This window comes from Pseudoduganella lurida, from assembly GCF_007830455.1.
Classification (GTDB): Bacteria; Pseudomonadota; Gammaproteobacteria; order Burkholderiales; family Burkholderiaceae_D; genus Rugamonas; species Rugamonas lurida.
The window spans coordinates 224,793-250,563 of record NZ_VLLB01000006.1; the positions used below are offsets into that span (position 1 = coordinate 224,793).

Annotated in this window: 24 protein-coding genes and 1 riboswitch; of the genes, 9 read left to right on the forward strand and 15 right to left on the reverse strand. The window is 66.1% G+C overall.

What is annotated here, in order from left to right; all coding sequences use genetic code 11:
* Window positions 1-201: 201 nt before the first annotated feature.
* Window positions 202-2,952 (reverse strand): DNA polymerase I, encoded by a 2,751-nt coding sequence (gene polA, locus IP91_RS17950; protein ID WP_145650465.1) that lies wholly within the window; start codon window positions 2,950-2,952, stop codon window positions 202-204.
* 175 nt (window positions 2,953-3,127) lie between these two features.
* Here polA and IP91_RS17955 point away from each other — a divergent pair, with 175 nt between their 5' ends.
* The 4 genes from IP91_RS17955 to IP91_RS17970 all read left to right on the forward strand — a co-directional run bounded on the left by IP91_RS17955 (window position 3,128) and on the right by IP91_RS17970 (window position 7,721).
* Entirely contained in the window at window positions 3,128-3,568 is a 441-nt protein-coding gene (locus IP91_RS17955) for a hypothetical protein (protein ID WP_145650466.1), read from the forward strand.
* Window positions 3,569-3,633: 65 nt separating this feature from the next.
* A complete protein-coding gene (locus tag IP91_RS17960; RefSeq protein WP_145650467.1) occupies window positions 3,634-4,593 on the forward strand; it encodes a homoserine kinase in 960 nt (319 codons plus the stop codon).
* Entirely contained in the window at window positions 4,590-5,366 is a 777-nt protein-coding gene (locus tag IP91_RS17965) for a BPSS1780 family membrane protein (RefSeq protein WP_145650468.1), read from the forward strand. Before IP91_RS17960 ends, IP91_RS17965 begins: the two co-directional genes overlap by 4 nt.
* Window positions 5,367-5,417: 51 nt before the next feature.
* Window positions 5,418-7,721 carry a UvrD-helicase domain-containing protein gene (locus IP91_RS17970; RefSeq protein ID WP_145650469.1) on the forward strand — a complete coding sequence of 768 codons (2,304 nt, stop codon included), beginning with the start codon at window positions 5,418-5,420 and terminating at the stop codon, window positions 7,719-7,721.
* 51 nt (window positions 7,722-7,772) lie between these two features.
* On the opposite strand, the gene IP91_RS17975 is transcribed toward IP91_RS17970, so the two are convergent.
* From IP91_RS17975 to thiC, 8 genes are all read right to left on the reverse strand, one after another.
* Entirely contained in the window at window positions 7,773-8,879 is a 1,107-nt protein-coding gene (locus tag IP91_RS17975) for an S-(hydroxymethyl)glutathione dehydrogenase/class III alcohol dehydrogenase (RefSeq protein ID WP_145650470.1), read from the reverse strand.
* Window positions 8,880-8,941: 62 nt separating this feature from the next.
* Window positions 8,942-9,346 carry a response regulator gene (locus IP91_RS17980; protein ID WP_145650471.1) on the reverse strand — a complete coding sequence of 135 codons (405 nt, stop codon included), beginning with the start codon at window positions 9,344-9,346 and terminating at the stop codon, window positions 8,942-8,944.
* Between the two features lie 230 nt (window positions 9,347-9,576).
* Window positions 9,577-10,206, reverse strand: a complete 630-nt coding sequence (locus tag IP91_RS17985; RefSeq protein ID WP_145650472.1) for an ANTAR domain-containing response regulator — start codon at window positions 10,204-10,206, stop codon at window positions 9,577-9,579.
* Between the two features lie 100 nt (window positions 10,207-10,306).
* Window positions 10,307-10,927, reverse strand: a complete 621-nt coding sequence (gene thiE, locus IP91_RS17990) for a thiamine phosphate synthase (RefSeq protein WP_145650473.1) — start codon at window positions 10,925-10,927, stop codon at window positions 10,307-10,309.
* Window positions 10,928-10,947: 20 nt separating this feature from the next.
* Window positions 10,948-11,721 carry a bifunctional hydroxymethylpyrimidine kinase/phosphomethylpyrimidine kinase gene (thiD, locus tag IP91_RS17995; RefSeq protein WP_145650474.1) on the reverse strand — a complete coding sequence of 258 codons (774 nt, stop codon included), beginning with the start codon at window positions 11,719-11,721 and terminating at the stop codon, window positions 10,948-10,950.
* A complete protein-coding gene (locus IP91_RS18000) occupies window positions 11,718-12,509 on the reverse strand; it encodes a thiazole synthase (RefSeq protein WP_145650475.1) in 792 nt (263 codons plus the stop codon). The genes thiD and IP91_RS18000 overlap by 4 nt, the downstream gene beginning before the upstream one ends.
* A gap of 28 nt (window positions 12,510-12,537) precedes the next feature.
* Window positions 12,538-12,738, reverse strand: coding sequence for a sulfur carrier protein ThiS (gene thiS / locus IP91_RS18005; protein ID WP_145650476.1), 201 nt, complete (start codon window positions 12,736-12,738; stop codon window positions 12,538-12,540).
* A gap of 98 nt (window positions 12,739-12,836) precedes the next feature.
* On the reverse strand, window positions 12,837-14,723 hold the full coding sequence (gene thiC / locus IP91_RS18010; protein WP_229474600.1) for a phosphomethylpyrimidine synthase ThiC: 1,887 nt from the start codon (window positions 14,721-14,723) through the stop codon (window positions 12,837-12,839).
* Between the two features lie 70 nt (window positions 14,724-14,793).
* Window positions 14,794-14,900, reverse strand: a riboswitch (TPP riboswitch).
* A 151-nt stretch (window positions 14,901-15,051) separates the two neighbouring features.
* On the opposite strand from thiC, the gene IP91_RS18015 reads away from it, so the two are divergent.
* From IP91_RS18015 to IP91_RS18035, 5 genes are all read left to right on the forward strand, one after another.
* Window positions 15,052-15,714 (forward strand): hypothetical protein, encoded by a 663-nt coding sequence (locus IP91_RS18015; RefSeq protein WP_145650478.1) that lies wholly within the window; start codon window positions 15,052-15,054, stop codon window positions 15,712-15,714.
* A gap of 100 nt (window positions 15,715-15,814) precedes the next feature.
* The gene (locus IP91_RS18020; protein WP_145650479.1) at window positions 15,815-18,631 is read left to right on the forward strand and encodes a valine--tRNA ligase; all 2,817 of its coding nucleotides are present in this window, start codon (window positions 15,815-15,817) and stop codon (window positions 18,629-18,631) included.
* A gap of 122 nt (window positions 18,632-18,753) precedes the next feature.
* Window positions 18,754-19,191 (forward strand): DUF2147 domain-containing protein, encoded by a 438-nt coding sequence (locus IP91_RS18025; RefSeq protein ID WP_145650480.1) that lies wholly within the window; start codon window positions 18,754-18,756, stop codon window positions 19,189-19,191.
* A 73-nt stretch (window positions 19,192-19,264) separates the two neighbouring features.
* On the forward strand, window positions 19,265-19,999 hold the full coding sequence (locus tag IP91_RS18030) for a substrate-binding periplasmic protein (RefSeq protein WP_158643165.1): 735 nt from the start codon (window positions 19,265-19,267) through the stop codon (window positions 19,997-19,999).
* 145 nt (window positions 20,000-20,144) lie between these two features.
* The gene (locus tag IP91_RS18035; protein WP_145650482.1) at window positions 20,145-20,567 is read left to right on the forward strand and encodes a hypothetical protein; all 423 of its coding nucleotides are present in this window, start codon (window positions 20,145-20,147) and stop codon (window positions 20,565-20,567) included.
* Here the strand turns inward: IP91_RS18035 and IP91_RS18040 are convergent.
* The 6 genes from IP91_RS18040 to purH all read right to left on the reverse strand — a co-directional run bounded on the left by IP91_RS18040 (window position 20,512) and on the right by purH (window position 25,763).
* The gene (locus IP91_RS18040) at window positions 20,512-21,276 is read right to left on the reverse strand and encodes a glutaminyl-peptide cyclotransferase (protein ID WP_199754637.1); all 765 of its coding nucleotides are present in this window, start codon (window positions 21,274-21,276) and stop codon (window positions 20,512-20,514) included. The two genes, IP91_RS18035 and IP91_RS18040, sit on opposite strands and share 56 nt — an antisense overlap.
* 36 nt (window positions 21,277-21,312) lie before the next feature.
* Complete coding sequence (locus tag IP91_RS18045) at window positions 21,313-21,765, reverse strand: YaiI/YqxD family protein (RefSeq protein WP_145650585.1); 453 nt, start codon at window positions 21,763-21,765, stop codon at window positions 21,313-21,315.
* Between the two features lie 8 nt (window positions 21,766-21,773).
* Window positions 21,774-22,823 carry a Holliday junction branch migration DNA helicase RuvB gene (gene ruvB / locus IP91_RS18050; protein WP_145650484.1) on the reverse strand — a complete coding sequence of 350 codons (1,050 nt, stop codon included), beginning with the start codon at window positions 22,821-22,823 and terminating at the stop codon, window positions 21,774-21,776.
* Between the two features lie 6 nt (window positions 22,824-22,829).
* The gene (gene ruvA, locus IP91_RS18055; protein WP_145650485.1) at window positions 22,830-23,411 is read right to left on the reverse strand and encodes a Holliday junction branch migration protein RuvA; all 582 of its coding nucleotides are present in this window, start codon (window positions 23,409-23,411) and stop codon (window positions 22,830-22,832) included.
* Window positions 23,412-23,445: 34 nt separating this feature from the next.
* Window positions 23,446-23,985, reverse strand: coding sequence for a crossover junction endodeoxyribonuclease RuvC (ruvC, locus tag IP91_RS18060; protein ID WP_145650486.1), 540 nt, complete (start codon window positions 23,983-23,985; stop codon window positions 23,446-23,448).
* Window positions 23,986-24,176: 191 nt separating this feature from the next.
* Entirely contained in the window at window positions 24,177-25,763 is a 1,587-nt protein-coding gene (gene purH, locus IP91_RS18065; RefSeq protein WP_145650487.1) for a bifunctional phosphoribosylaminoimidazolecarboxamide formyltransferase/IMP cyclohydrolase, read from the reverse strand.
* Window positions 25,764-25,771: the final 8 nt, after the last annotated feature.

A 25,771-nucleotide genomic window follows, 5' to 3' on the forward strand; every position in this document is an offset into this window, starting at 1 on the left:
GTGGAGTACCGGGGTCTGACCCACAGCGCCGGCGGCTATGAGCATAGTCGCGGGCTGGATCGCGGGTCTGACCCAGCAGTTTGCCGGCGTTTCGACGGCGCCCCCGAAAGGCTGGGGTCAGACCCGCGACCATTTCACTGGCAAGCGCAAACGCCAGCGGCGCTGTGGGTCAGACCCCGTAGCTCACACACTAGCGGCGACTCAATGCGCCTCTTCCCAATTCTTGCCAACGCCGACTTCCGCCACCAGCGGCACCTTCAGCTGCGCCACCCCCGCCATCAGCTGCGGCAGCGTGGTGCGCACCAGTTCCAGTTCCGCGTCCGGCACTTCGAGCACCAGTTCATCGTGCACCTGCATGATCATGCGGGTCTGGAGCTGTTCCTTTTCCAGCCAGTCCTGCACGGCGATCATGGCCAGCTTGATCAGGTCCGCCGCCGTGCCCTGCATCGGCGCGTTGATGGCGGCCCGTTCGGCGCCCTGGCGACGGGGACCGTTCGGCGAGTTGATCTCCGGGAGCCACAGGCGGCGGCCGAACACCGTCTTCACGTAGCCGTTCGATTTCGCTTCCAGGCGCGTCTCGTCCATGTACTGCTTCACGCCGTGGAAGCGCTGGAAGTAGCGGTCGATGTAGTTCTGCGCGGCGGCGCGGTCGATGCCCAGGTTGGCGGCCAGGCCGAACGCGCTCATGCCGTAGATCAGGCCGAAGTTGATGACCTTCGCGTAGCGGCGCTGTTCGCTGTTCACTTCATCCGGCGGCACGCCGAAGATCTCGGCGGCGGTGGCGCGGTGGATGTCCACGCCTTCGGCAAACGCGCGCAGCATCGCCTCGTCGCCGGAGATGTGCGCCATGATGCGCAGCTCGATCTGCGAATAGTCGGCCGAGACGATATGGCTGCCTTCCGGTGCGATGAACGCCTCGCGGATGCGGCGCCCTTCTGCCGTGCGGATCGGGATGTTCTGCAGGTTAGGGTCGGACGACGCCAGGCGCCCCGTCACCGCCACGGCCTGCGCATAGTTGGTGTGCACGCGGCCCGTCTGCGGGTTGATCATCTTCGGCAGCTTGTCCGTGTACGTGGACTTCAGCTTGGCCATGCCGCGGTATTCCAGCAGCACCTTCGGCAGCGGATAGTCCTCGGCCAGCTTCTGCAGCACCTCCTCGTCCGTCGACGGTGCGCCGCTCGGCGTCTTCTTGACGACGGGGAGCTTCAGCTTGTTGAAGAAGATCTCGCCGATCTGCTTGGGCGAACCGAGGTTGAACGGTCCTTCGGCCAGCTCGTAGGCCTTCTGTTCCAGTTCGGTGATGCGGGCACCCAGCTCGTTCGACTGCGTGGCCAGCAGGCCCGCGTCGATCAGCACGCCATTGCGTTCGATCTTCTGCAGCACCACGGCGGTGGGCAGTTCGATGCTGCGGTAGATTTTCGTGAGGCCCTCGTCGCCAGCTACGTGGCCGTGCATGGCCAGGTGCAGGCGCAGCGTGATGTCGGCATCTTCCGCCGCATACTCGGTGGCCCGCTGCAGTTCCACCTGGTCGAAGCAGATCTGGCTGGCGCCCTTGCCGCACACCTCTTCGTACGCCACGGTCTTGTGGTTCAGGTGGCGCATGGCCAGGCTGTCCATGTCGTGCGTGCGGTGCGATTCGAACACGTACGATTGCAGCAGCGTGTCGTGCTCGACGCCGCGCAGGTTCACGCCGTAGTTGGCGAAGATGTGCGAATCGTACTTCAGGTTCTGGCCCAGCTTGCGCTTCGCGGCGTCTTCCAGCCAGGGCTTGAGCTGTGCCAGCACGGATTCGCGCGACAGCTGCTCCGGCACGCCCGCATAGCGGTGCGCCACCGGGATATAGCAGGCCAGGCCCGGCTCCGTCGCGAACGAGATGCCCACCAGTTCCGCGTTCATCGCGTCCAGCGACGTGGTTTCGGTATCGACCGCCACCAGTTCGGCCGCGTTGATGCGCGCGATCCATTCGTCCAGCTGTTCCTGCGTCACGACCAGGTCGTAGCGCACGTTGGCCGGCGGCTGGGCGAACATGTCGTCCGTGGCGCCTTCCGGGGCCGAAGGACCGGTCTGGCCGGGAATCGACGGCGAAGGCGTGACACCCTTCAGCTCGCGCAGCAGCGTCTTGAAGCCATACTTGGTGAAGAACGCCAGCAGCGATTCGTGGTCCTCTTCCCGCGCGACGAGCGTTTCCGAGATCGACATCATGTGCGCGGCCAGGTCGCAGTCCGTCTTCACGGTGATCAGTTCGCGGCCCTTCGGCAGCCAGTCCAGCGACGCCTTCAGGTTGGCCCCCACGGCGCCGCCGATCTGGTCGGCATTGGCGATCACGCCATCCAGGCTGTCGTACTGCGTGAGCCATTTGACGGCCGTCTTCGGACCGCATTTCGGCACGCCGGGCACGTTATCGACGGTGTCGCCGATCAGGGTCAGGTAGTCGACGATGCGGTTCGGCGGCACGCCGAACTTGGCCAGCACGCCCGCTTCGTCGAGCTTCTCGTTGCTCATCGTGTTGATCAGCGTGACGTGCGGCGTCACGAGCTGCGCCAGGTCCTTGTCGCCGGTGGAGACGATCACGTCCATGCCGTTCTTCTCGGCCGTGACGGACAGCGTGCCGATCACGTCATCGGCCTCCACGCCTTCCACCATCAGGATCGGCCAGCCCATCGCCTTGACGGCTTCGTGGATCGGCTCGATCTGCAGCGACAGGTCGGGCGGCATGCCGGGGCGCGTGGCCTTGTAGTCGGGGTACAGGTCGTCGCGGAAGGTCTTGCCCTTGGCATCGAACACGCAGGCGATGTAGGCGGCCGGGTAGTCGGCGCGCAGGCGGCGCAGCATGTTGACCATGCCGTGCATCGCACCGGTCGGGTGGCCGTCCGGGCTGCGCAGGTCCGGCAGCGCGTGGAAGGCACGATAGAGGTAGCTGGAACCGTCGACCAGCAGCAGAGTTTTTTGCATGAGGGAAACCGGCGTCGGCCGGCCGTGGAAAGCTGAAAGATCCTCCGATTATCGCAGAGTTGGACGAAGCACGAAGTGCAGCGCCGATGCCGTTTTGCTCACGGCCCAGCGGAAAACCGTGTCGGTTTGCTACAATGAACCATAAATGAAACTCCAGGTTCCCGAAAGGCTCCTCATGCGCTCCCTGCCCCGTCCTGCAAGTATTTCTTTCGGTATTGCTTCCGCCCTGCTGATGCTGGCGACCGGCGCCGTTTCCGCCCAGACCGGGGTGCCCGCCAATGCGCAGCCGGTGCAGGATGCCGATACGCCGATCACCGTCACGCCGAAGTCCCAGCGGGAAAATTCCACGACCGTGCAGCGCGAAGGCGGCCGCATCACGCAGGAAACCGTGCACTCGGGCGGCAGCACCTACACGGTCACGCCGGCCAACCCGAACAGCACCCAGCTGCCGGGCGACGCGGGCGGCCCGCAGGTGCGCGGCCCGAAGTGGACCGTGCTGGAGTTCGATACCAACAAGAAACAAAAACAGCGCAGTGCCGATGCGGCCGCCGAAGCGGCGGCCGAGAACACGGCAGACGTTCCGCCGCCTCCGCCAATGCCACCCGCAGCACGCTGATGCCGTGATCGGCCCGGCCAAAGCGGCCGGGTGCATGGACCCTCCCCTTACATCCAACGATTCTCATGGCAGTCTTTACCTCGGTCGGCCTGGACGACGTCCAGCCCTGGATCGCGCAATTTCCCCTCGGCCGTGCGCTGGCCCTCAAGGGCATCGCTTCCGGCATCGAAAACAGCAATTTCTTCCTGACCACCGAGCGCGGCGAATACGTGCTCACCATTTTCGAGAACCTGAGCTTCGAACAGCTGCCGTTCTACCTGCAGCTGATGCGCCACCTGGCCGAGCGGGACGTGGCCGTGCCCGCGCCCGTGCCGAACGGGGCGGGCGAGCTGTGCGTGCCGCTGCAGGGCAAGCCGGCCGCCATCGTGTCGAAACTGGTCGGCAGTTCCGAAATGTCGCCGGCGCCCGTGCACTGCGCGGAAGTGGGCGCGATGCTGGCGAAGATGCACCTGGCCGGCCTGGACTTCCCGCTGCACCAGCCGAACCTGCGCGGCCTGGAGTGGTGGCATGGCGCGGCGCCCGAAGTGCTGCCGCACCTGTCCGCGCCGGAAGCGGACCTGCTGCGCGCCGAGATGCACTTCCAGGACGCCTTCCACGCCAGCGCCATGTACGGCCGCCTGCAGCAGGGCCCCGTGCATGCGGACCTGTTCCGCAACAACGTGATGTTCGACGGCGAGCGCCTGACGGGCTTCTTCGATTTCTATTTTGCCGGCTGCGACACCTGGCTGTTCGACGTGGCGGTGACCGTCAACGACTGGTGCGTGGACCTGGCCACGGGCGTGCTGGACGAGGCCCGCGTGCGCGCCTTCCTGGACGCCTACCATGCCGTGCGCCCGTTCACGGCGGACGAGGGGGAAGCATGGCAGCCGATGCTGCGCGCCGGCGCGCTGCGCTTCTGGCTGTCGCGCCTGTACGATCTGCATAAACCCCGCGAGGCGGAGATGCTGACGCCCCACGATCCGACCCACTTCGAGCGCATCCTGCGCGAACGCATCGCCACCCCCGCACCTGCACTGGACTCATGAACGCTACCCCGGCATCGATGGGCTGGACCTGGCTGAAAGCCGGCTTCAGCATGCTGCGCCGCCAACCCGCCGGGTTGTCGACACTGTTTTTCGGCTACATGCTGCTCACCACCCTGCTGAGCATCCTGCCGCTGCTGGGCCAGATCGCGCAGATCGTGCTGATGCCCGTGTTTGCCGTGGGCTTCATGAGCGCCGCGCGGCAGATCGAGGCGGGGCTGCCGGTGGTGCCGGCCATGCTGGGCGCGGGCTTTCGCAAGCCGAAGTTCGGCCGCCTGTGCCGGCTGGGTGCCGTCAACCTGGGCGCGTTCTTCCTGGTGGTGGCCATCGCGCTGCTGTTTGCCGACTTCGACATGCTGTCGAAGATGACGCCGGCCGACCTGCAGGCCAATCCGCAGCTGATGCAGGATGCCGGCCTGCTGCCCGGCCTGCTGGTGGGCTGCGCCATCTACATTCCGGTCCTGTTCGTGATCAGCTTTGCCGCACCCATCGTGTTCTGGAACGAGATGGCCACCGGCAAGGCGCTGTTCTACAGCTTCTTCGCCATCAAGCGGGCGGCCGGCGCGTTCTTCGTGTTTGCCGTGTGCCTGTGCGTGATCGCCTTCGTGACGATGAACCTGATGCGCATGGTGTTCGGTGGCGGCACGCTGGGCTTCGCGATGCTGCAGGTCGTATCCGTGCTGCTGTATGGCTGCGCACACTGTGCGCTGTACGTGGCCTACGCCCACATTTTCGGCGCCCCGGCGGCCGAACCGGCGCCGCTCGCCAAGCCCTGACAGCACGCTTCCCGGCGGGCAGTCCAGGGGGCTGCCCGGTATAATGGCGGGATGCAGAACCTCCTCCACAATCTCAATCCCGAACAACTCGCCGCCGTCACCCTGCCCCCGCAAAATGCGCTGATCCTGGCCGGCGCGGGATCGGGCAAGACGCGCGTGCTGACGACCCGGATCGCCTGGCTGATCCAGACCGGGCAGGTGTCGCCGGCCGGCATCCTGGCCGTGACGTTCACCAACAAGGCGGCCAAGGAAATGCTGGCGCGCCTGTCGGGCATGATGCCGATTAACACGCGCGGCATGTGGGTGGGTACCTTCCACGGCCTGTGCAACCGGCTGCTGCGCACCCATTACCGCGACGCGGCGCTGCCGCAGTCGTTCCAGATCCTCGACACGCAGGACCAGCTGTCGATGATCAAGCGCCTGCTGAAGGCCAACAACATCGACGACGAGAAGTTCCCGCCGAAGACGCTGATGTACTTCATCAACAACAACAAGGACCAGGGCCTGCGCGCCAGCGCCGTGGAGGCGTACGATGCCGTCGAGCGCAAGATGGTCGAGCTGTACCAGCTGTACGACGACCAGTGCCAGCGCGAAGGCGTGGTCGATTTCGCCGAGCTGCTGCTGCGCACCTACGAGCTGCTGGCGCGCAACCAGCCGCTGCGCGAGCACTACCAGCAGCGCTTCCGCCACATCCTCGTCGACGAGTTCCAGGACACGAACAACCTGCAATACGCCTGGCTGAAGCAGATCGCCGGCCATGGCACGGGCCGCGGCGGCGCGCTGTTCGCGGTGGGCGACGATGACCAGAGCATCTACGCGTTCCGCGGTGCGAACGTGGGCAATATGTCCTCGTTCGAATCCGAGTTCCAGGTGAAGAACCTGATCAAGCTGGAACAGAACTACCGCTCGCACGGCCACATCCTGGATGCGGCCAACGTGCTGATCGCCAACAACAGCCGCCGCCTGGGCAAGAACCTGCGCACGGATGCGGGCCATGGCGAACAGGTGCGCGTCTACGAAGCCTCGTCCGACCTGCAGGAAGCGCAGTGGATCGTGGACGAGGCCAAGAACCTGGTGAGCGAAGGGTCGCGGCGCAGCGAGATCGCGGTGCTGTACCGCTCGAATGCGCAATCGCGCGTGATCGAGCATGCGCTGTTCTCGGCCGGACTGCCGTACACCGTGTACGGCGGCCTGCGCTACTTCCAGCGCGCGGAGGTGAAGCATGCCATCGCCTACCTGCAGCTGATGGACAACCCGCACAACGATTCGGCCTTCCTGCGCGTGGTGAACTTCCCCACCCGCGGCATCGGTGCGCGCACGCTGGAGCAGTTGCAGAACGCCGCCGAAACCTACGGCATCTCGATGTATGCGGCCGTGCCCTACATGGTGGGCAAGGCCGGATCGTCGCTCAGCGCGTTCGTCAAGCTGATCGAGGGCGTGCGCTTCGAGACGCAGCAGATGGCGCTGCCGGAACTGGTGCGCATCACGCTGGAATCGTCCGGCCTGCTGCAGCACTACGCCAACGAGAAGGAAGGCGCCGACCGGGTGGAGAACCTGGAGCAGATGGTGAGTGCCGCCACGCAGTTCGTCGGCGAAGAGGGTTATGGCCAGGGCGCCCCGGCGCACCTGGGACCGCCATCCGAAGCGCAGGCCGGTGCCGCGATCATCAATGCCGATGGCGTCGAGATCCTGGATGCCGATGCGCCCATGGCCACCGTGATGTCGCCATTGTCGGCGTTCCTGTCGCACGCCTCGCTGGAAGCGGGCGACAACCAGGCGCAGGCCGGCCAGGATGCGATGCAGCTGATGACGGTGCACTCGGCGAAGGGCCTGGAATTCGACAACGTGTTCATCACGGGCCTGGAAGAAGGCCTGTTCCCGCACGAGAGCAGCTCGAAGGAAGACGGTGGCGTGGAGGAAGAACGGCGCCTGATGTACGTGGCGATCACGCGGGCCCGCAAGCGCCTGTACATGTGCTTCTGCCAGACCCGCATGCTGCACGGCCAGACGCGCTACAACATGAAGTCGCGCTTCTTCGACGAGCTGCCGGAAGAGTCCCTGAAGTGGCTGTCGCCGCGCGTGCAGTCGCACTGGTTCGCCAACAAGAAGGCCACGTGGGAAGACGCGAAGCTCACCGGCGGCAGCGATAACGCGGTGGCCCAGCGCATGGCGGAAAAAGCCGGCACGGCCGGCTGGCGCATCGGCGAATCCGTGGTCCACGGCAAGTTCGGCGAAGGCGTGATCGTCAACATCGAAGGCAGCGGCGCCAACTGCCGCGCGCAGATCAATTTCGGCAGCGCCGGGATGAAGGTGCTGGACCTGTCGATTGCCAAGCTGGAGCGGCTGGGCCGGTAACGACTGTTGCCTGAAAAATGGGGACAGACCCCATTTTTCAGGCAACTATTTTCAATACATCACGACGGAGCGGATCGACTCGCCCTTCTTCATCAGGTCGAAGCCCTCGTTGATCTGGTCCAGCGACAGCTTGTGCGTGATCAGGTCGTCGATGTTGATCTTGCCTTCCATGTACCAGTCGACGATCTTCGGCACGTCGGTGCGGCCGCGCGCGCCGCCGAACGCGGAGCCTTTCCATTCGCGGCCCGTGACGAGCTGGAACGGACGCGTCGAAATTTCCTGGCCGGCCGCGGCCACGCCGATGATGAACGACTTGCCCCAGCCCTTGTGCGTGCACTCGAGGGCCTGGCGCATCAGCGTGGTATTGCCGACGCACTCGAAGCTGTAATCCGCGCCGCCGTCCGTCAGCTGGACGATGGTGTCGACGACGTTTTCCACGTCGTTCGGGTTGATGAAATGCGTCATGCCGAACTTGCGCGCCATTTCCTGGCGGGCCGGGTTGATGTCGATGCCGATGATCTTGTCCGCGCCGACCATCTTCGCTGCCTGGATCACGTTCAGGCCGATGCCGCCCAGGCCGAACACGGCCACGTTGGCACCCGCTTCCACCTTGGCCGAGAACAGCACGGCGCCCACGCCCGTGGTCACGCCGCAGCCGATGTAGCAGACCTTGTCGAACGGCGCGTCCTCGCGGATCTTCGCGACGGCGATTTCCGGCACCACGATGTAGTTGGAGAAAGTGGAGGTGCCCATGTAGTGGAACAGGGGCTTGCCGTCCAGCGAGAAGCGCGACGTCGCATCCGGCATCAGGCCGCGGCCCTGCGTGGAGCGGATCGCCTGGCACAGGTTGGTCTTCTGCGACAGGCAGAATTTGCACTGCCGGCATTCCGGCGTGTACAGCGGGATGACGTGGTCATCCTTCCTGATGCTCTTCACGCCGGGACCGACCTCGACGACGACGCCGGCGCCTTCGTGGCCCAGGATCGCCGGGAAGATGCCTTCCGGATCGGCGCCGGACAGCGTGTAGTAATCGGTGTGACAGATGCCGGTGGCCTTGATCTCGACAAGGACTTCACCCTCGCGCGGACCGCCCAGTTCCACCTCTTCGATCGTCAGCGGAGCGCCCGCCTTCCATGCCACTGCTGCCCTGGTTTTCATCGTTGCTTCCCCGCTATTTAACAAACCGCCATGATAGCAAACGATGCCAAGAGACGCCGGGGTCAGCGCTGGACGTGCACGTCCAGGTCCATCAGGCGGCAGACCGACTGCCACAGCTGGCGCGGCGACGTCCACGGCTTCGGCAGGTAGGCATGGGCCTGGTGATGCAGGCTGGGCTGGCGTGCCGAGTACAGCAGTACCGGCGTGTCGCAGCCGCGCGCGCGGAAGCTGTCCACCAGTTCCTGCCCGTCGCCATCGGGCAGGTCCGAATCGACGATCATCAGGTCGAACGCTTCATTGTCCAGGCGGGCGGCGGCGGCCAGCATCGAATCGACGCGGCTGACGCGGATTTCCGGCACCAGCAGCGTGGCGAGGATCAGGGCGGTGGTGTCGTCGGCATCCACGTGCAGGACGTGGGGTGCGGGGGCCAGGGGTGTGCTTGCCGCGAGGGCGTCGGTCATGTCCATCGTGAACTCCGTGTTCCGTAAGTGCAGAACCAGGATCCATGCGCCGCAGGAGCTGCGGGGTCGGTTGGGTATCCGGAAATGCGTACGGCGGAGCTGGGCCGATGAAGTAGGTGGCACGGCCGCGGTGGTGGGGCAGCCGTAACACAGAAAGAGGTGCAGCGGACGGAACCAGGCGGTCCCGTCCGGCAAGTGTAACCTGTTGCGATTGATTAAGAAACGCTTTTTGCCGACTATTTTTTGAGCCGTGCGTTAAAAGCCGCATGCAGGCTGTTCAACGTTTCCTCGGCGGCAAGCAGCTGGTCCGCCACCTCGTTGACCTTGCGGCGGCTCGAGCGGGCGTGGTCGCGCAGCACCTCGAAGGCCGTGTTGCGGTCCGTCTGGTATTTGCACATCAGCAGGCCCACGGCCAGGCTCGTTTCGCGGCCGGCGGCCAGCGCCGCGTTCAGGTTCAGCTCGGTGCGGCGCAGCTGGCGGATATCGTCCGCCCGCGCCAGGCCCGCTTCGAAAGCCGGCATCAGCTGCTTTTCGTCCACCGGCTTGACGAGGAAACCGACGGCGCCATAGGCAGCGGCCTGCTTGCCGGCATCCGCATCGCCCCGGCCCGACAGGAACATGAACGGTACCGACGTCTCGCGGTTCAGCTGCTTGGCCAGCTCCAGGCCGGACATGCCGGGCATGTGGATGTCCAGCAGCGCCAGGTCCGGCTCGCGCTCGGCCACCAGTTTCAGGGCGTGGTCGGCGGAGTGCGCCTGCACCGTGTCGTAGCCTGAACTACGCAGGATCACGCTCAGGAACTCGGCCAGCAGCTGGTCGTCATCGACGATCAGGATGAGGCGCTTGGTGACGGCTTGTGGGCTCATGTCGGTCGGGGCTCGTTAATCTTGAATCGATTATACGGTCCTTTAACATAACGGCAAAAGCCGAATTTGGCGCACAGCCCGGCAGTCCCGTAACTACCGGTCACTTCGACAGGGCGACAAACGCACGCACCGCGGCCCTCGTGTCGGCGGCCTGGTAGACACTGCTGATGGCCGCCACCATGTTCGCGCCACGCGCCACCAGCGGCGCGGCATTCTCCGGCGTCATGCCGCCGATGACGACGGCCGGCAGGTGCACGCCGGCCGTGCGCGCCTCATCGAGTATGGATGGCGACGTGGTGACTTCATAACGCTTCACGCGCGACGGATAAAAGCCCCCGAACGCGACGTAGCTGGCCCCTGCCGCCTGGGCCGCCATGGCAAGCGCCACGTCGCCGTAGCACGAGGCACCAACGATCGCCGCCGGCCCGAGTGTGCGGCGCACCGCCGCCACGGCCAGATCCGTGCCGCCCACGTGTACGCCATCGGCGCCGATCTCCCGCGCCAGTTCCACGTAATCGTTGACGATGAACGGCACGCCGTGACGGCGGCACAGCGCCAGCAGCGCGGTGGCCTGGACGCGGCGCTGCGCATCGTCCGCAGTCTTGTGGCGGTACTGCAGCAGCGCGATGCCGCCCACCGCCGCGGCCAGTGCTTCGTCCGTTTTCGCCAGCAGCGCTTCGGTGTCGTCCCAGTCGGGCGTGACGAGATACAGTCCCTGCATGATGCTTCCCTTCTGCCGCGCTAGCGCAGCGGTATGCGCTGGCCGGGCGCGATGACGAACGCCGCGGCCAGCGTTTGGTGGGTGTAGGCCTGCGCGCGGGCGAGTGCTTCCTCCATGCCGCAGCCCCGGGCCAGCAGCGCGGCGATGGCGGCGGCCAGCGTGCAGCCGCTGCCGTGGAACTCGCCCGGCAGGCGTGGCCAGGTCCAGTCCCGCCCTCCTTCCGGGCCGTACCAGCGGTTGACGACCGTGTCGCCTTCGCCATGACCGCCGGTGACCAGCAGGTGCTTGCAGCCGGGTCCACCTGATCCGCTCAGTGCCGCCGCTTCCTGCCCGGCGGCCGCCATGAGCGCCGCCGCTTCCGGGCCGTTGGGCGTGAGGACCGTTGCCAGCGGCAGCAACGGGGCCAGTGCCGCCACCGCATCGCCGCGCGTGAGCGTGTCGCCATGGCCGCTGGCCAGCACCGGGTCGAGTACCACCGGCAGTGCGGGATCGCCGGATCGCAGCGCCTCGATGACCGCGGCGATGGCGCGGGCGTTGTCCGCGCTGCCGGGAATGCCGATCTTCACGGCACCGATGCGGCAGGCGGCAGTGATGGCCCGGGCCTGCCGCGTCACGACATCCGGCGCCACCGGCAGCACCTCGTGGACGCGGTTGTTGTCCTGCACCGTCAGCGCCGTGACGACGGGCAGCGCGTGCGCGCCGAGTGCACCGATCGCCTGCACGTCCGCCGTGATGCCGGCGCCGCCGGAGGGGTCCATGCCGGCGCAGACCAGCACGCACGGCCTCTCGCTCATGCGAGCCGGCCCGCCATGGGCGACGATGGCGACGCGGCGAACCTGCGCGGCATGCGGCCCGCCAGATACGCCTCGCGGCCCGCCTCCACCGCCAGCCGCATCGCGCGCGCCATGCGCACCGGGTCGCGCGCGCCGGCGATCGCCGTGTTCATCAGCACGCCGTCGCAGCCCAGCTCCATGGCGATGGCCGCGTCGGACGCGGTGCCCACGCCGGCATCGACGAGCACCGGCACATTGGTCCCCTCGATGATGAGCGACAGGTTCCACGGATTGAGGATGCCCATGCCCGAGCCGATCAGGGACGCCAGCGGCATCACGGCCACGCAGCCGATGTCCTCCAGCATGCGCGCCTGGATCGGATCGTCGCTGCAGTAGACCATCACGTCGAAGCCGTCCTTCACCAGCTCGCGCGCAGCCACCAGCGTTTCCGGCATGTTGGGGAACAGCGTCTTCTCGTCGCCCAGCACTTCCAGTTTCACGAGCTTGTGGCCATTCAGGAGTTCGCGCGCCAGCTGCAGGGTGTAGACGGCATCCTTCGCCGTGTAGCAGCCGGCCGTATTGGGCAGGATGGTGAATTCCGAAGGCGGCACCACGTCCAGCAGGTTCGGCGCGTGCGGGTCCTGGCCGATGTTCACGCGGCGGATCGCCACCGTGATGATGCTGGCACCGGCCGCCAGCGTGGCCGCGCGGGTCTGTTCCAGGTCGCGGTACTTGCCGCTGCCCACCAGCAGCCGCGAGGGGTATTGCTTGCCTGCGATGGTCAGCAGGTCGTCGTCATTGCCAGTCATTGTGTTCTCCTTGTTGTTCGCTGCAGCCTTAGCCGCCACCGATGGCGCGCACGATGTCCACGCGGTCCTGCGCCTGCAGCACTACCTCCGGCCAGCGTTGGCGCGGCACCACACCGCGGTTCACCGCCAGCGCCAGCGCCTGCCCATCCAGTTGTAACGCCGCCACAAGCTGCGCCAACGTCTGCCCCGCCGGCAACACCCGCGGCGCGCCATTCACCACGATCTCCATTCTTGCGCCCTCAAAAAGTTTCCAAAAAACGGGGACTGTCCCCTTTTTTTGGAAATATTTCCTGAAAAGGGGGACAGTCCCCGATTTCAGGAAATGTTTCAGATGTTCCGGTAGAGCTGGCTGCCGGCTTTGACGAACTCGACGGCTTTCTCGCGCATGCCGCCGGCGGCGTATTCGCGTACTTCCTGGGTGATCTTCATCGAGCAGAAATGGGGGCCGCACATCGAGCAGAAATGCGCCACCTTGGACGATTCCTTCGGCAGCGTCTCGTCGTGGAAGGCGCGGGCGCGGTCCGGGTCGAGGCCGAGGTTGAACTGGTCCTGCCAGCGGAATTCGAAGCGGGCCTTCGACAGCGCGTTGTCGCGGAGCTGCGCGCCGGGATGGCCCTTCGCCAGGTCGGCAGCGTGGGCGGCGATCTTGTAGGTGATGATGCCTTCCTTGACGTCGTCCTTGTTCGGCAGGCCCAGGTGCTCCTTCGGCGTCACGTAGCACAGCATCGCCGTGCCGTACCAGCCGATCTGCGCGGCGCCGATGCCGGATGTGATGTGGTCGTAGCCGGGCGCGATGTCGGTGGTGAGTGGTCCCAGCGTGTAGAACGGCGCCTCGGCGCAGTGCTCCAGCTGCAGGTCCATGTTCTCCTTGATCAGCTGCATGGGCACGTGGCCCGGTCCCTCGATCATCACCTGCACATCGTGCTGCCAGGCGATAGCCGTCAGTTCGCCGAGCGTGCGCAGTTCGCCCAGCTGGGCCTCGTCGTTGGCATCATAGATCGAGCCGGGACGCAGCCCGTCGCCCAGGCTGAACGACACGTCGTATGCCTTCATGATGGCGCAGATGTCTTCGAAGTGCGTGTAGAGGAAGTTCTCCTGGTGATGCGCCAGGCACCACTTCGCCATGATGGAACCGCCGCGCGAGACGATGCCCGTCAGCCGGTTGGCCGTCAGCGGCACGTAGCGCAGCAGCACGCCGGCGTGGATGGTGAAGTAGTCGACGCCCTGCTCCGCCTGCTCGATCAGCGTGTCGCGGAAGATCTCCCAGGTCAGGTCTTCCGCCTTGCCGTTCACCTTCTCCAGCGCCTGGTAGATCGGCACGGTGCCGATGGGGACAGGGCTGTTCCGCACGATCCATTCGCGCGTCTCGTGGATGTGCTTCCCGGTCGACAGGTCCATCACCGTGTCGCCGCCCCAGCGGATCGCCCACGTCATCTTTTCCACTTCCTCGCCGATCGACGAGGTGACGGCCGAGTTGCCGATATTGGCGTTGACCTTGACGAGGAAATTGCGGCCGATGATCATCGGCTCCAGTTCCGGATGATTGATGTTGGCGGGGATGATGGCGCGGCCGCGGGCGATCTCGTCGCGCACGAACTCCGGCGTGATCTCCTCGGGAAGGGCGGCGCCGAACGACTCGCCACGGTGCTGCCGGCCCAGCAGATCCGCCATGCGCGTGCCCAGCGGACCGGCATCGCGCAGCTCGGCCAGGTAAGTCTGGCGGCGCAGGTTCTCGCGGATCGCCACGTATTCCATCTCCGGCGTGACGATGCCCCGCTTCGCATAGTGCATCTGCGTGACGCAGGCGCCGGCCTTGGCGCAGCGTGGCGTACGGTGCAGGTCGAAGCGCAGCGCATCGAGCGCAGCATCGGCCAGGCGCGCCTTGCCGTAGTCGGACGTGGGGCCCGGCAGCGCCTCGGTATCGCCCCGCTCGGCGATCCACGCCGCGCGTACCGGTGCCAGGCCCGCGCGCACGTCGATCGCCACCTGCGGATCGGTATAGGGGCCGGAAGTGTCGTACACCGTCACGGGCGGATTGACCTCGTGGCCGAACGACGCGGCGGTATCGGCCTGCGTGATCTCGCGCATCGGCACGCGCAGGTCGGGTCGGCTGCCGGTCACGTACATCTTGCGGGAGTTGGGCAGCGGCGCGATGGCGGCGCTGTCGACCTCGGCCGTGCTGGCGAGGAAGGGGTGTTCGAGTTTGGTATTCACGTTGGCTCCTTTGGGCAGGAGCCAGCAAAGGAGTCCGGATGCGCGCCGGGCCGAAGCGGATCGGCACAGGCACGGCATCCCAAAGCTTCCCTTCGCTGGCATTATCCAGATCAGGTTCGGAGGGTATTTCTCACCCGTGCACGGCTGTTGCCATGCGCAGGACCCCTAGCGTTTGCTGCATGGTGGTCACGCAGCGCCGTCATTATATGCCGGAACCGTGCCGATGTTGCAAGCTTTGGCGTCTTATAATCCAGCGCATGAATCTCATCCGCGCAGGATCGAAAGGACGACGATGGTGAAAGGCCTGGCCGCCGCGGCGGCAATCTTGATGACCGCGATGGCAGTTGGCACGATGACGGCGCCACTGGCCCATGCGGCACCGGCCGGCGACGGCGCCAGCCCCCGTACGGCCACCCCGGACGAGCAGTCCTCGTTCTTCGACTGGTACAACGCCACGCACCAGCAGACCACCAGCCTGCTGCGCCCGCAGTTCACGGTCAAAAAAGAAGGGGGCCGCAAGGGCAAGCGCCTCGTGACGGCCATCGTCGACGGTCCCGCGGTGCGCGCCGTGCTGCCGCTGTGCCGCCAGCCGCGCACCCTGTTCGACCTGGATCCCCGTGCGCCGAAGGCCGCGCGCTGGACCGAGCGCACGCCGGCGCAGACGCTGGTGTGGATCGAGCACCAGCGCCAGTGCGGCGCACAGCCCGACACTCCGATCCTGCTGCACGCGCCCCTGGCCGAGATGGACATGCTGATGCTGCTGCAGCAGCACCCGACGGTGCTCGGCAATGCGCGCCTGCTGATGGCGGGGAACTCGGCCTGCGCGCCATCGCGCTCGCGCGGCTACCGCCTCACGGGACTGGACCGCGCCAAGGACGGCCTGCCGGTCCTCGTGTTCGAGAACGATATCGCCGGCGAGGCGCGGGTCTCCGTGCGGCGCTCGCGCAATGAATTGCAGCCTTGGGCCGTGGTGTGCGCGCCGCCGCGCTGACCTTGCCGGGACAGGATTCCAATGTGATGGGGAGATGGCCTCCCTCCCTTGTCTCCCTCCCTTATAATGGTCGTTTTCGCCAAAATCACACATCCGGATCATGGAATTAGCCAAGTCTTTCGAGCCTGCCGATATTGAACAGTACTGGCGCAGCGAGTGGGAGAAGCGCGGGTACTACGCCGCGTCGATGGACCTCTCGAAGCCCTCCTTCAGCATCCAGCTGCCACCGCCGAACGTCACCGGCACGCTGCACATGGGCCACGCGTTCAACCAGACCATCATGGACGGCCTGACGCGCTACCACCGCATGCTGGGCCATAACACGGCCTGGATCCCGGGCACCGACCATGCCGGCATCGCCACGCAGATCGTCGTCGAGCGCCAGCTCGATGCGCAGAAGATTTCGCGCCATGACCTGGGCCGCGAGAAGTTCATCGAAAAAGTCTGGGAGTGGAAGGAGGAATCCGGTTCCACGATCACCGGCCAGCTGCGCCGCCTGGGCACCTCGCCGGACTGGAACCGCGAATACTTCACGATGGACGAGCCACGCTCGAAAGTCGTCTCCGAAGTGTTCGTGCGCCTGTTCGAACAGGGCCTGATCTACCGCGGCAAGCGCCCGGTGAACTGGGATCCGGTGCTGGGCACCGCCGTCTCCGACCTGGAAGTGGTGTCGGAAGAAGAAGACGGCTCAATGTGGTACATCCGGTACCCGCTGGCCGATGGCAGCGGCTCGCTGACGGTCGCCACGACCCGCCCCGAAACGATGCTGGGCGACGTGGCCGTGGCCGTCGACCCGACGGACGAGCGCTACCAGCCGCTGGTCGGCAAGATGCTCAAACTCCCGCTGGTGGGCCGCGAGATCCCGATCATCGCCGACGAATATGTCGACAAGGCGTTCGGTACCGGCTGCGTGAAGATCACGCCGGCGCACGACTTCAACGACTACGCCGTGGGCCAGCGCCACAAGCTGGACATGCCGTCGATCCTCACGCTGGACGCGAAGATCGTCGACGATGCGCCGGAGGCCTACCGCGGCCTGGACCGTTTCGCCGCGCGCAAGCTGATCGTGGCGGACCTGGAAGCACAGGGCCTGCTGGAACAGGTGAAACCCCACAAGCTGATGGTGCCGCGCGGCGACCGCACGGGCGTCGTCATCGAGCCGATGCTGACGGACCAGTGGTTCGTGGCGATGAGCAAACCGGCACCGGAAGGCACGTTCAATCCGGGCAAGTCGATCACCGAAGTGGCTTTGGAAAAAGTGGCCTCCGGCGAGATCAAGTTCGTGCCGGAGAACTGGAACACCACGTACAACCAGTGGCTGAACAATATCCAGGACTGGTGCATCTCGCGCCAGCTGTGGTGGGGCCACCAGATCCCGGCCTACTACGACGAAGCCGGCAATATCTTTGTCGCGACCAGCGAAGAAGAAGCCCAGGCCAAGGCGAAAGCGGCCGGCAGCACCGGTCCGCTGCGCCGCGACGCCGATGTGCTGGACACCTGGTTCTCGTCCGCGCTGGTGCCGTTCTCCACGCTGGGCTGGCCGGACGAAACGCCTGAACTGGAAGCCTTCCTGCCATCGTCCGTGCTGGTGACGGGCTTCGACATCATCTTCTTCTGGGTCGCCCGGATGGTGATGATGACGGCCCACTTCACCGGCAAGGTGCCGTTCCAGACCGTGTACGTGCATGGCCTGGTACGCGACTCGCAGGGCCAGAAGATGTCGAAGTCGAAGGGCAACACGCTCGACCCCGTGGACCTGATCGACGGGATCGGCGTCGACGAACTGGTGGCGAAACGCACCACGGGCCTGATGAACCCGCGCCAGGCCGAGAAGATCGAGAAGGCCACGCGCAAGGAATTCCCGGAAGGGATCGCGGCCTACGGCACCGATGCCGTGCGCTTCACGATGGCCAGCTACGCCTCGCTGGGCCGCAACATCAACTTCGACCTGGGCCGCTGCGAGGGTTACCGCAACTTCTCGAACAAGCTGTGGAACGCCACCCGCTTCGTGCTGATGAACACGGAAGGCAAGGACTGCAGCGCGCCTTCGGTTGATGGAACCAATGCTGACCTGTCGCAGGCCGACAAGTGGATCATCTCGCTGCTCAACCGCACCGAGCTCGAAGTGGCGAAGGGCTTTGCCGACCTGCGCTTCGATAACATCGCCGCCGCCATCTACAAGTTCGTGTGGGACGAGTACTGCGACTGGTACCTGGAACTGGCCAAGGTACAGGTCCAGCAGGGTACCGAGGGGCAGCAGCGCGCCACGCGCCACACGCTGCTGCGCGTGCTGGAAGTGGTGCTGCGCCTGGCGCACCCGATCATCCCGTTCGTCACCGAGCAGCTGTGGCAGACCGTCGCGCCACTGGCTGGCAAGGGTGATACCGAAGGCAGGTCGATCATGGTGCAGCCGTACCCGATCGCCGACGAAGCGGCCATCGACACGAAGGCGGAAGCCTGGATCGCCGAGCTGAAAGGCCTGACGGATGCCACCCGCAACCTGCGCGGCGAGATGAAGCTGTCGCCTTCCGTGCGCGTGCCGCTGATCGTCGAGGCCACGGGCGCAGACAAGGAGAAGATCGCCGCGTTTGCACCGTACGTGCAGCTGCTGGGCAAGCTGTCCGAAGTACAGATCGTCGAGGCGCTGCCGGAATCGCCGGCCGCCGTCTCCGTCGTCGGCACCACGAAACTGATGCTGAAGGTGGAGATCGACGTGAAGGCCGAACGCGAGCGCCTGGCCAAGGAAATCGCGCGGCTGGAAGGCGAAGTGGCCAAGGCCTCGAACAAGCTCTCGTCCGAGAGCTTCGTGGCCCGGGCACCGGCCGCCGTCGTAGCGCAGGAGCAGGAACGCGTTGCCACGTTCGGCGCCACGCTGGACAAGCTGCGCGAGCAGCTCGCCAAGCTGCCGGCCGAATAAACTTTCCAGCCCCACCATACACGCCGGACCGGGAGACATCTCCGCTCCGGCGTTTTTCATGCGCGCTCCGTCCGCGTCACGGCAGCGCTACACTGATCCCTGCACCCCGACCGGAGAATCCGATGCGCGCCCTCCTTCCTCTCGCCCTGTTCGCGTTCGCCCTGCCTGCGCTGGCCGATGCCGGCTCCCCGGTCGGCCTGTGGCAAAGCATCGATGACCACACGGGCAGGCCGAAGGCCGAGATCCGCATCAGCGAAGCGAACGGCGTGCTGCAGGGCCGGATCGAAAAGCTGTACCGGCCTGCCGGCACCGACCCGAATCCGGCCTGTGCGCGCTGCGAAGGGGCGAACCAGGGCAAGCCGATCGTCGGCCTGGCGATCATCAACGGCATGAAGCAGGACGGCGACGGCTATGCCGGCGGCACGATCCTCGACCCCGAAAACGGCAAGGTGTACAAGAGCACCATGAAACTGTCCGATGGCGGCAAAAAGCTGGAGGTACGTGGCTACGTGGGCATGCCGGCGTTCGGCAGGTCGCAGACGTGGGTGCGGCACGATTGACGCCGTGCCGACCACAGGAGCGGCCGCGGTACAGGGTCGTCGGCACAAGCGGGGGCGTTGGTACAATATGCGCATGACCGTACGTTTCATCTTCGCCGCAGCGGTTCTCGCCTGTGCTTTGCCCTCCTTTGCCGCGCCGCCGGCGGCTGCGCCATGGCGGATTGCCACCAGCGACCTGCCACCGCTGTCGATCGAGCGCGATCCGGCGAAGCCCGGTGCGCTCACCGAGATCGTGCGGGAGCTGGCGAAGCGGGCCGGCGTGCCCGCATCCGTCGAATTCGTGCCCTGGAAGCGGGCGCTGTTCATGGCCACGCAGCCGCGCACGGCGATCTTCCCGCTCACCCGCACACCGGAACGTGAAAATGCATTCCGCTGGCTCGCGCCGCTGTACCGCGAGCAGTTCGTGTTCATGGCGGAAGCGGGCGGCACGAACGTGGCGGACCTGGCTGCACTGCGCCAGCGCCGCATCGCCATCCTGCGCGGTTCGGCGCAGGTGGAGAACCTGAAGGCGATGGGTTATACGCGGCTGGTGCCGACGGCCAGCATGGTCGAGGGGCTGCGCTTCGTCCACCAGGGCATGGCCGATGCGATCTATGGCGACCAGGCGATCGTCAGCCACACGGCGCGGCGCCTGTACCCGCAAGGTACGTGGACCGCGAGCGCGGCCCTCCTCAGCACCACCACCTGGCTGGGCGGCTCGCCGGACTTCGGCGAGGACGAAGCGGCGGCGCTGCAGGCCGCGCTGGAGGCCATGCGGGCCGATGGCAGCTATGCACGCATCCTGCGCAGCTATGCCCTGCCCCGCTGATCGTCCCGCCGGCACCTTTACTTTTCTTTACGTCCCCTGACGCCGCTTTACGGGCCGCCCCGGCAGACTGCGGATGCCGCCGCCCCGCGCGGCTTCTCCCTGCCGTCCGATGATATTGACCACCACGCCGACCCTCTGGAAAGCGATGCTCGACCTGCCGCTGGCATGCCGCTTCGGTGCCGCGCCACCCGAACTGCTGGCGTGCCATGCACCGCGCGAACTGCCGGCCCTTCCTGCCCGCGACCGCTTCCTGGAGGACCTGCATGCCACGCTGGCCGCGCTGCCCGTCGCACTGAAGGCGCGCATCGACCGGCAGCTGCTGGGGGTGTTCTACCTGCGGGGACTGGGTTCCTGCGTCGTGACCGACGTGGGCACCGCCGATGGCGCGCAGATCGTCGGCACGCTGGTGGCGATCGACGAGGATGCGCTGCTGCCGGTGCAGGCGCACCGCGCGACGGTACGCCGGGCCGCGCTGGCCTACCTGCTCGAGGAAGCGCTGGCGGCGATCGACGTCAGGGGAGCTTCTTCAGCTCGATCTCGAACAGCTTCGGCCACCGTTTGCCGGTAACGAACAGGCGCTTCTTCGCCGCGTCGTAGGCGATGCCGTTGGCGACGTTGTCGGCGCTCGGCTGCACGCCGGCCAGCCGGTCCAGGCCCTTCAGGTCGATCCAGCCGCGCACCTGGCCGCTGAACGGATCGATGCGGGCGATGCGGTCGGTCTGCCAGATGTTCGCGAAGATCTCGCCGTTGACGAATTCGAGTTCGTTGAGCTGCGTGACGGGCGTGCCTTCGGCCGACACGCGGATGCGGCGCGTGACCTGCAGCGTCTCCGGATCGAGCACGCGCAGGTACTGGCTGCCGTCGCTCATGTAGAGGCGCTTGCCGTCCGTCGTCAGTGCCCAGCCTTCACCCTCGTAGCGGAAGGTGCCGGACGGCTGGAAGGTATCGATATCGAAGATGAAGCCGATCTGGTTGCTCCAGGTGAGGCTGATGATCTTCTTGCCGACCGGCGCGATGCCTTCGCCGAAGTACTGCGACGGGATGTCGCGCTTCAGCAGGATCTTGCCCGTCTCCAGTTCCACCTTGCGGATCGACGACTGGCCGTTCAGGCCCGTGCTTTCATACAGCACGCCATCCTGGTAGAACAGGCCTTCGGTGAAGGCCTGCGCATCGTGCGGATAGGTGTTCTTGACGGTGTAGCCGTAGACGGGCAACGCGGCCTGCGCGAGGGTGCAGCAGGCCAGGGCCAGGGAAGCGAGAAGGGTTTTGATCAGCATGCGCGAAAGCATACCGCAAAACGCCCGGGCAGTTGATCAGCCCAGGCCCGCCTTGCGCAGGTGGCGATCGAGCGCATTGGCGAACTGCTGGCGGTCCGCCTGGCCATACGGTGCCGGGCCGCCCGTATCGACGCCGCTGCCGCGCAGCTCGTCCATGAAGGCGCGCATCGTCAGCTGCTGGGCGATATTGTCGGGCGTGTAGAAGTCGCCGCGCGGGTTCAGCGCCTGCGCGCCCTTCTTCAGGATATCGGCAGCCAGCGGGATATCGGCCGTGATCACCAGGTCGCCCGGTTCGGCGAGGCGCACGATCTCGCGGTCCGCCACGTCGAACCCGGACGGCACCTGCACGGCGCGCACGTACTTCGATGGCGGCACGCGCAGCAGTTGGTTCGCCACCAGCGTGACCTCGACGTGCACGCGGTCCGCCACGCGGTACAGGATTTCCTTCACGACGCCGGGACAGGCATCGGCATCGACCCAGATCCTCATCTGCGCCATTACCACAGGTCGCCGGTCAGGCTGGCCCGCGGCGCGGCGAGGCCGAAGTGCGTGTACGCGGCCGGCGTGGCCACGCGCCCGCGCGGCGTGCGCTGCAGGTAGCCCTGCTGGATCAGGTAGGGTTCCAGCACGTCCTCGATGGTGTCGGCCGCTTCGCCGATCGCCGCGGCCAGGTTGCCGATGCCGACCGGGCCGCCATTGAACTTGTACAGCACCGCTTCGAGCAGCTTGCGGTCCATCACGTCGAAGCCGACCGTGTCCACGTCCAGCATCACCAGGGCCGCATCCGCGGTGTCCTTCGTGATGTCGCCATTGCTTTTGACTTCCGCATAATCGCGCACGCGGCGCAGCAGCCGGTTGGCGATCCGTGGCGTGCCCCGTGCGCGGCGGGCGATTTCCACGGCGCCGCTGGCATCGATGTTCGCCTTCAGCAGCGCGGCGCTGCGCGTGACGATCTTGGCCAGTTCCTCGGTCGTGTAGAACTCCAGCCGCGCGACGATGCCGAAGCGGTCGCGCAGCGGATTGGTCAGCATGCCGGCGCGCGTGGTGGCGCCCACCAGCGTGAACGGCTGCAGGTCCAGCTTCACGGAGCGCGCGGCGGGGCCTTCGCCGATCATGATGTCGATCTGGTAGTCCTCCAGCGCCGGGTACAGGATCTCCTCGACGACCGGGGACAGGCGGTGGATCTCGTCGATGAACAGCACGTCGTTCGCTTCCAGGTTGGTCAGCAGCGCGGCCAGGTCGCCGGGACGCTCCAGAACGGGGCCGGAGGTCTGGCGCAGGTTCACGCCCATCTCGCGCGCGATGATGTTGGCCAGCGTGGTTTTCCCCAGGCCCGGTGGGCCGAACAGCAGCGTGTGGTCGAGCGCCTCGCTGCGGTTCTTGGCGGCGGAGATGAAGATCTCCAGCTGCTCGCGGATCTTCTGCTGGCCCACGTATTCGTCCAGCAGCTTGGGACGCAGGGCGCGTTCGATCGCTTCCTCGTTCGGCGACGAGGGGGCGGCATCGATGATGCGCTGCTCGGTGAAATTGTCGGTCTGGATGGCCATGCTCGATTACCCTTTGCTCAGCGCCTTGAGCGCCGCCTTGATGCCGTCCGAGACGGTGGCGCCGGCCGACACGGTCTTCAGCGCCAGCAGCGCTTCCTTGTCCGAATAGCCCAGCGCCAGCAGCGCGTTGAGGATGTCGGTCTGCGCATCCGGCACCGCGGCCACGCCGCCCACCGCGCCCAGGTCCGCCCCCAGCTTGCCCTTCAGTTCCAGCAGCAGCCGTTCGGCCGTCTTCTTGCCGATGCCGGGCACCTTCACGAGGCGGCCCGCTTCCTGGCGCGTGACGGCCTGCGACAGGTCGGCAATCGACATGCCGGACAGGATCGACAGGGCCATGCGCGCGCCGATGCCGGTGATCTTGATCAGCTGGCGGAACACGGCGCGTTCCTCGGCATTGCCGAAGCCGTACAGCAGGTGGGCGTCCTCGCGCACGGTCAGGTGCGTGTACAGCATCACCCGCTCGCCCGTGTGCGGCAGGTTGTAGAAGGTGCTCATCGGTACATCCACCTCGTAGCCGACGCCCTGCACGTCGACCAGCAGTTGCGGCGGATTTTTTTCAAGCAGAACACCGGAGAGACGTCCGATCATGGTGAAGCCCTGGAATTTTGGAGATGGAAGGAGTTTAGCCGACGAGGCGGCCGCGCTTCATGTGCAGTGCGAAGCCGGACGGCCCGGCCGTGGACGCGATGGCGGCCAGCGCGCCCTGTGCGTTGGCGTGGCAGATGGCGACACCGAGGGCATCGGCCGCGTCGCTGCCCGGCAGGCCAGGCAGCGCCAGCAGGCGCGCGACCATGTCCTGCACCTGCTCCTTGGCGGCCTTGCCGGTGCCCGTGACGGCCTGCTTGATCTGCGTGGGCGAATACTCGGCCACCGTCAGCGTCGCGCTCATCAGCCCGCAGATGGCGGCACCGCGCGCCTGCCCCAGCAGCAGGGTCGATTGGGGATTGACGTTGACGAAGACTTTTTCGATCGCGGCGCAGTCCGGCTGGTAGGTGACCGTCAGCTCGGCCACGCTGTCGAGGATGACTTTCAGCCGCGTCGGCAAATCCCCTTCGCCGCTCTTGATGGTGCCGGAGGCGATGTAGCGCAGCTTCGTGCCCTGCTTGTGGATGACGCCGAAGCCCGTTGTGCGCAGGCCAGGGTCGATGCCGAGAATGATCATCGCTTGATTGTATGCAGTAAAGAAAGCGCCCGCAATAGCGGGCGCCATTTGGATCCGATTACGGCCGGGTTCGTGTCCACCTTGGGGTCAACCCCGTTTTCGGACACGGCCTCAACCGTAATACTGTTGTGCTCGTGTCCGATTTTGGGGTTGACCCCCTGGTGGACACGGACTGAGCCGTGGATGCTGGATCAGTGCCGGAAGTGGCGGGTGCCGGTGTACAGCATCACCACGCCGCGTTCGTCGGCGGCGTCGATGACTTCCTGGTCGCGCATCGAGCCGCCCGGCTGAATGACGCAGGTGGCGCCGGCATCGACGACGACATCGAGGCCGTCGCGGAACGGGAAGAACGCGTCCGAGGCGACCACGGAACCGGTCAGCGTCAGGCCGGCGTTCTGCGCCTTGATCGAGGCGATGCGCGCGGAGTCGATGCGGCTCATCTGGCCGGCACCCACGCCGAGGGTCATGTTGTTACCGCAGAAGACGATTGCGTTCGATTTCACGTACTTCGCCACCTTCCAGGCGAACATCAGGTCGGCCAGCTGCTGCAGCGTCGGCTGCAGCTTCGTGACGACGCGCAGGTCGCCCTGCTGCACGTTCTTCGAATCGGCCGACTGCACCAGCAGGCCGCCGCCGACGCGCTTGAAGTCCATGCCATTGACACCGTCACCGAGGGCGATCTCCAGCAGGCGCACGTTCTGCTTGGCCGACATGATCTGCTTCGCTTCGTCCGTGAACGACGGCGCGATCAGCACTTCCACGAACAGCTTGGCCAGCTCGGTGGCGGCGGCCGCATCGACCGGCACGTTGAAGGCGATAATGCCGCCGAACGCCGATGTGGGATCCGTCTGCAGCGCGCGGCTGTAGGCTTCCACGGCCGAACCGCCCAGCGCCACGCCGCACGGGTTGGCATGCTTGACGATCACGCAGGCGGCCGGCTGGCCGATGCCGGTGAAGCTTTTGACGCATTCCCAGGCCGCATCGGCATCGGCGATATTGTTGAACGACAGTTCCTTGCCCTGCAGCTGGCGGTAATTGGCCAGCGCGCCCACGACGGCCTTGGTGTCGCGGTAGAACGCGGCCGACTGGTGCGGGTTCTCGCCGTAGCGCATGTCCTGCACCTTTTCAAACGCCACGTTCAGCGTCTGCGGATAGGCGCCACGGGTGGTGTGCGCGCGGTCCGGGCCCAGGCTGGACAGGTAGTTGGTGATGGCGCCGTCGTAGGCCGCCGTGTGCGCGTACACCTTCTTGGCCAGGTTGAAGCGCGTTTCGTAGCTGATGTAGCCGGGCGCATTGTCCGTCGTCTTCATCTCGGCCAGCACCACGCCGTAGTCGGACGGGTCGCAGATCACGACGACATCCTTGTGGTTCTTTGCCGCCGAGCGCAGCATGGCCGGGCCACCGATATCGATGTTCTCGATCGCGTCATCCAGCGTGCAGTCGTCCTTGGCGACGGTGGCCTGGAACGGGTACAGGTTGACGACCACCATGTCGATCGTCGGGATCGCATGCTCATCGAGCTTGGCCATATGCTCCGGGAAGTCGCGGCGCGCCAGGATGCCGCCGTGGACGGTCGGGTGCAGCGTCTTGACGCGGCCGTCCAGCATTTCCGGGAACCCCGTGTAGTCGGCGACTTCCGTGACGGCCAGGCCGTTTTCCTGCAGCAGCTTGGCGGTGCCGCCGGTGGACAGCAGGTTGACGCCCATGGCCGACAGCGCGCGGGCGAAGTCCAGCACGCCGGTCTTGTCGGATACGGAAATGAGAGCTTGTTTGATCATGGCTGTGA

What these genes read in the sequence shown, in the direction of transcription:
- polA (WP_145650465.1), bottom strand. Translation starts at nt 2,952, where the DNA reads ATGCAAAAAACTCTGCTGCTGGTCGACGGTTCCAGCTACCTCTATCGT.
- IP91_RS17955 (WP_145650466.1), top strand. Translation starts at nt 3,128, where the DNA reads ATGCGCTCCCTGCCCCGTCCTGCAAGTATTTCTTTCGGTATTGCTTCC.
- IP91_RS17960 (WP_145650467.1), top strand. Translation starts at nt 3,634, where the DNA reads ATGGCAGTCTTTACCTCGGTCGGCCTGGACGACGTCCAGCCCTGGATC.
- IP91_RS17965 (WP_145650468.1), top strand. Translation starts at nt 4,590, where the DNA reads ATGAACGCTACCCCGGCATCGATGGGCTGGACCTGGCTGAAAGCCGGC.
- IP91_RS17970 (WP_145650469.1), top strand. Translation starts at nt 5,418, where the DNA reads ATGCAGAACCTCCTCCACAATCTCAATCCCGAACAACTCGCCGCCGTC.
- IP91_RS17975 (WP_145650470.1), bottom strand. Translation starts at nt 8,879, where the DNA reads ATGAAAACCAGGGCAGCAGTGGCATGGAAGGCGGGCGCTCCGCTGACG.
- IP91_RS17980 (WP_145650471.1), bottom strand. Translation starts at nt 9,346, where the DNA reads ATGGACATGACCGACGCCCTCGCGGCAAGCACACCCCTGGCCCCCGCA.
- IP91_RS17985 (WP_145650472.1), bottom strand. Translation starts at nt 10,206, where the DNA reads ATGAGCCCACAAGCCGTCACCAAGCGCCTCATCCTGATCGTCGATGAC.
- thiE (WP_145650473.1), bottom strand. Translation starts at nt 10,927, where the DNA reads ATGCAGGGACTGTATCTCGTCACGCCCGACTGGGACGACACCGAAGCG.
- thiD (WP_145650474.1), bottom strand. Translation starts at nt 11,721, where the DNA reads ATGAGCGAGAGGCCGTGCGTGCTGGTCTGCGCCGGCATGGACCCCTCC.
- IP91_RS18000 (WP_145650475.1), bottom strand. Translation starts at nt 12,509, where the DNA reads ATGACTGGCAATGACGACGACCTGCTGACCATCGCAGGCAAGCAATAC.
- thiS (WP_145650476.1), bottom strand. Translation starts at nt 12,738, where the DNA reads ATGGAGATCGTGGTGAATGGCGCGCCGCGGGTGTTGCCGGCGGGGCAG.
- IP91_RS18015 (WP_145650478.1), top strand. Translation starts at nt 15,052, where the DNA reads ATGACCGCGATGGCAGTTGGCACGATGACGGCGCCACTGGCCCATGCG.
- IP91_RS18020 (WP_145650479.1), top strand. Translation starts at nt 15,815, where the DNA reads ATGGAATTAGCCAAGTCTTTCGAGCCTGCCGATATTGAACAGTACTGG.
- IP91_RS18025 (WP_145650480.1), top strand. Translation starts at nt 18,754, where the DNA reads ATGCGCGCCCTCCTTCCTCTCGCCCTGTTCGCGTTCGCCCTGCCTGCG.
- IP91_RS18030 (WP_158643165.1), top strand. Translation starts at nt 19,265, where the DNA reads ATGACCGTACGTTTCATCTTCGCCGCAGCGGTTCTCGCCTGTGCTTTG.
- IP91_RS18035 (WP_145650482.1), top strand. Translation starts at nt 20,145, where the DNA reads ATGCTCGACCTGCCGCTGGCATGCCGCTTCGGTGCCGCGCCACCCGAA.
- IP91_RS18040 (WP_199754637.1), bottom strand. Translation starts at nt 21,276, where the DNA reads ATGCTGATCAAAACCCTTCTCGCTTCCCTGGCCCTGGCCTGCTGCACC.
- IP91_RS18045 (WP_145650585.1), bottom strand. Translation starts at nt 21,765, where the DNA reads ATGAGGATCTGGGTCGATGCCGATGCCTGTCCCGGCGTCGTGAAGGAA.
- ruvB (WP_145650484.1), bottom strand. Translation starts at nt 22,823, where the DNA reads ATGGCCATCCAGACCGACAATTTCACCGAGCAGCGCATCATCGATGCC.
- ruvA (WP_145650485.1), bottom strand. Translation starts at nt 23,411, where the DNA reads ATGATCGGACGTCTCTCCGGTGTTCTGCTTGAAAAAAATCCGCCGCAA.
- ruvC (WP_145650486.1), bottom strand. Translation starts at nt 23,985, where the DNA reads ATGATCATTCTCGGCATCGACCCTGGCCTGCGCACAACGGGCTTCGGC.
- purH (WP_145650487.1), bottom strand. Translation starts at nt 25,763, where the DNA reads ATGATCAAACAAGCTCTCATTTCCGTATCCGACAAGACCGGCGTGCTG.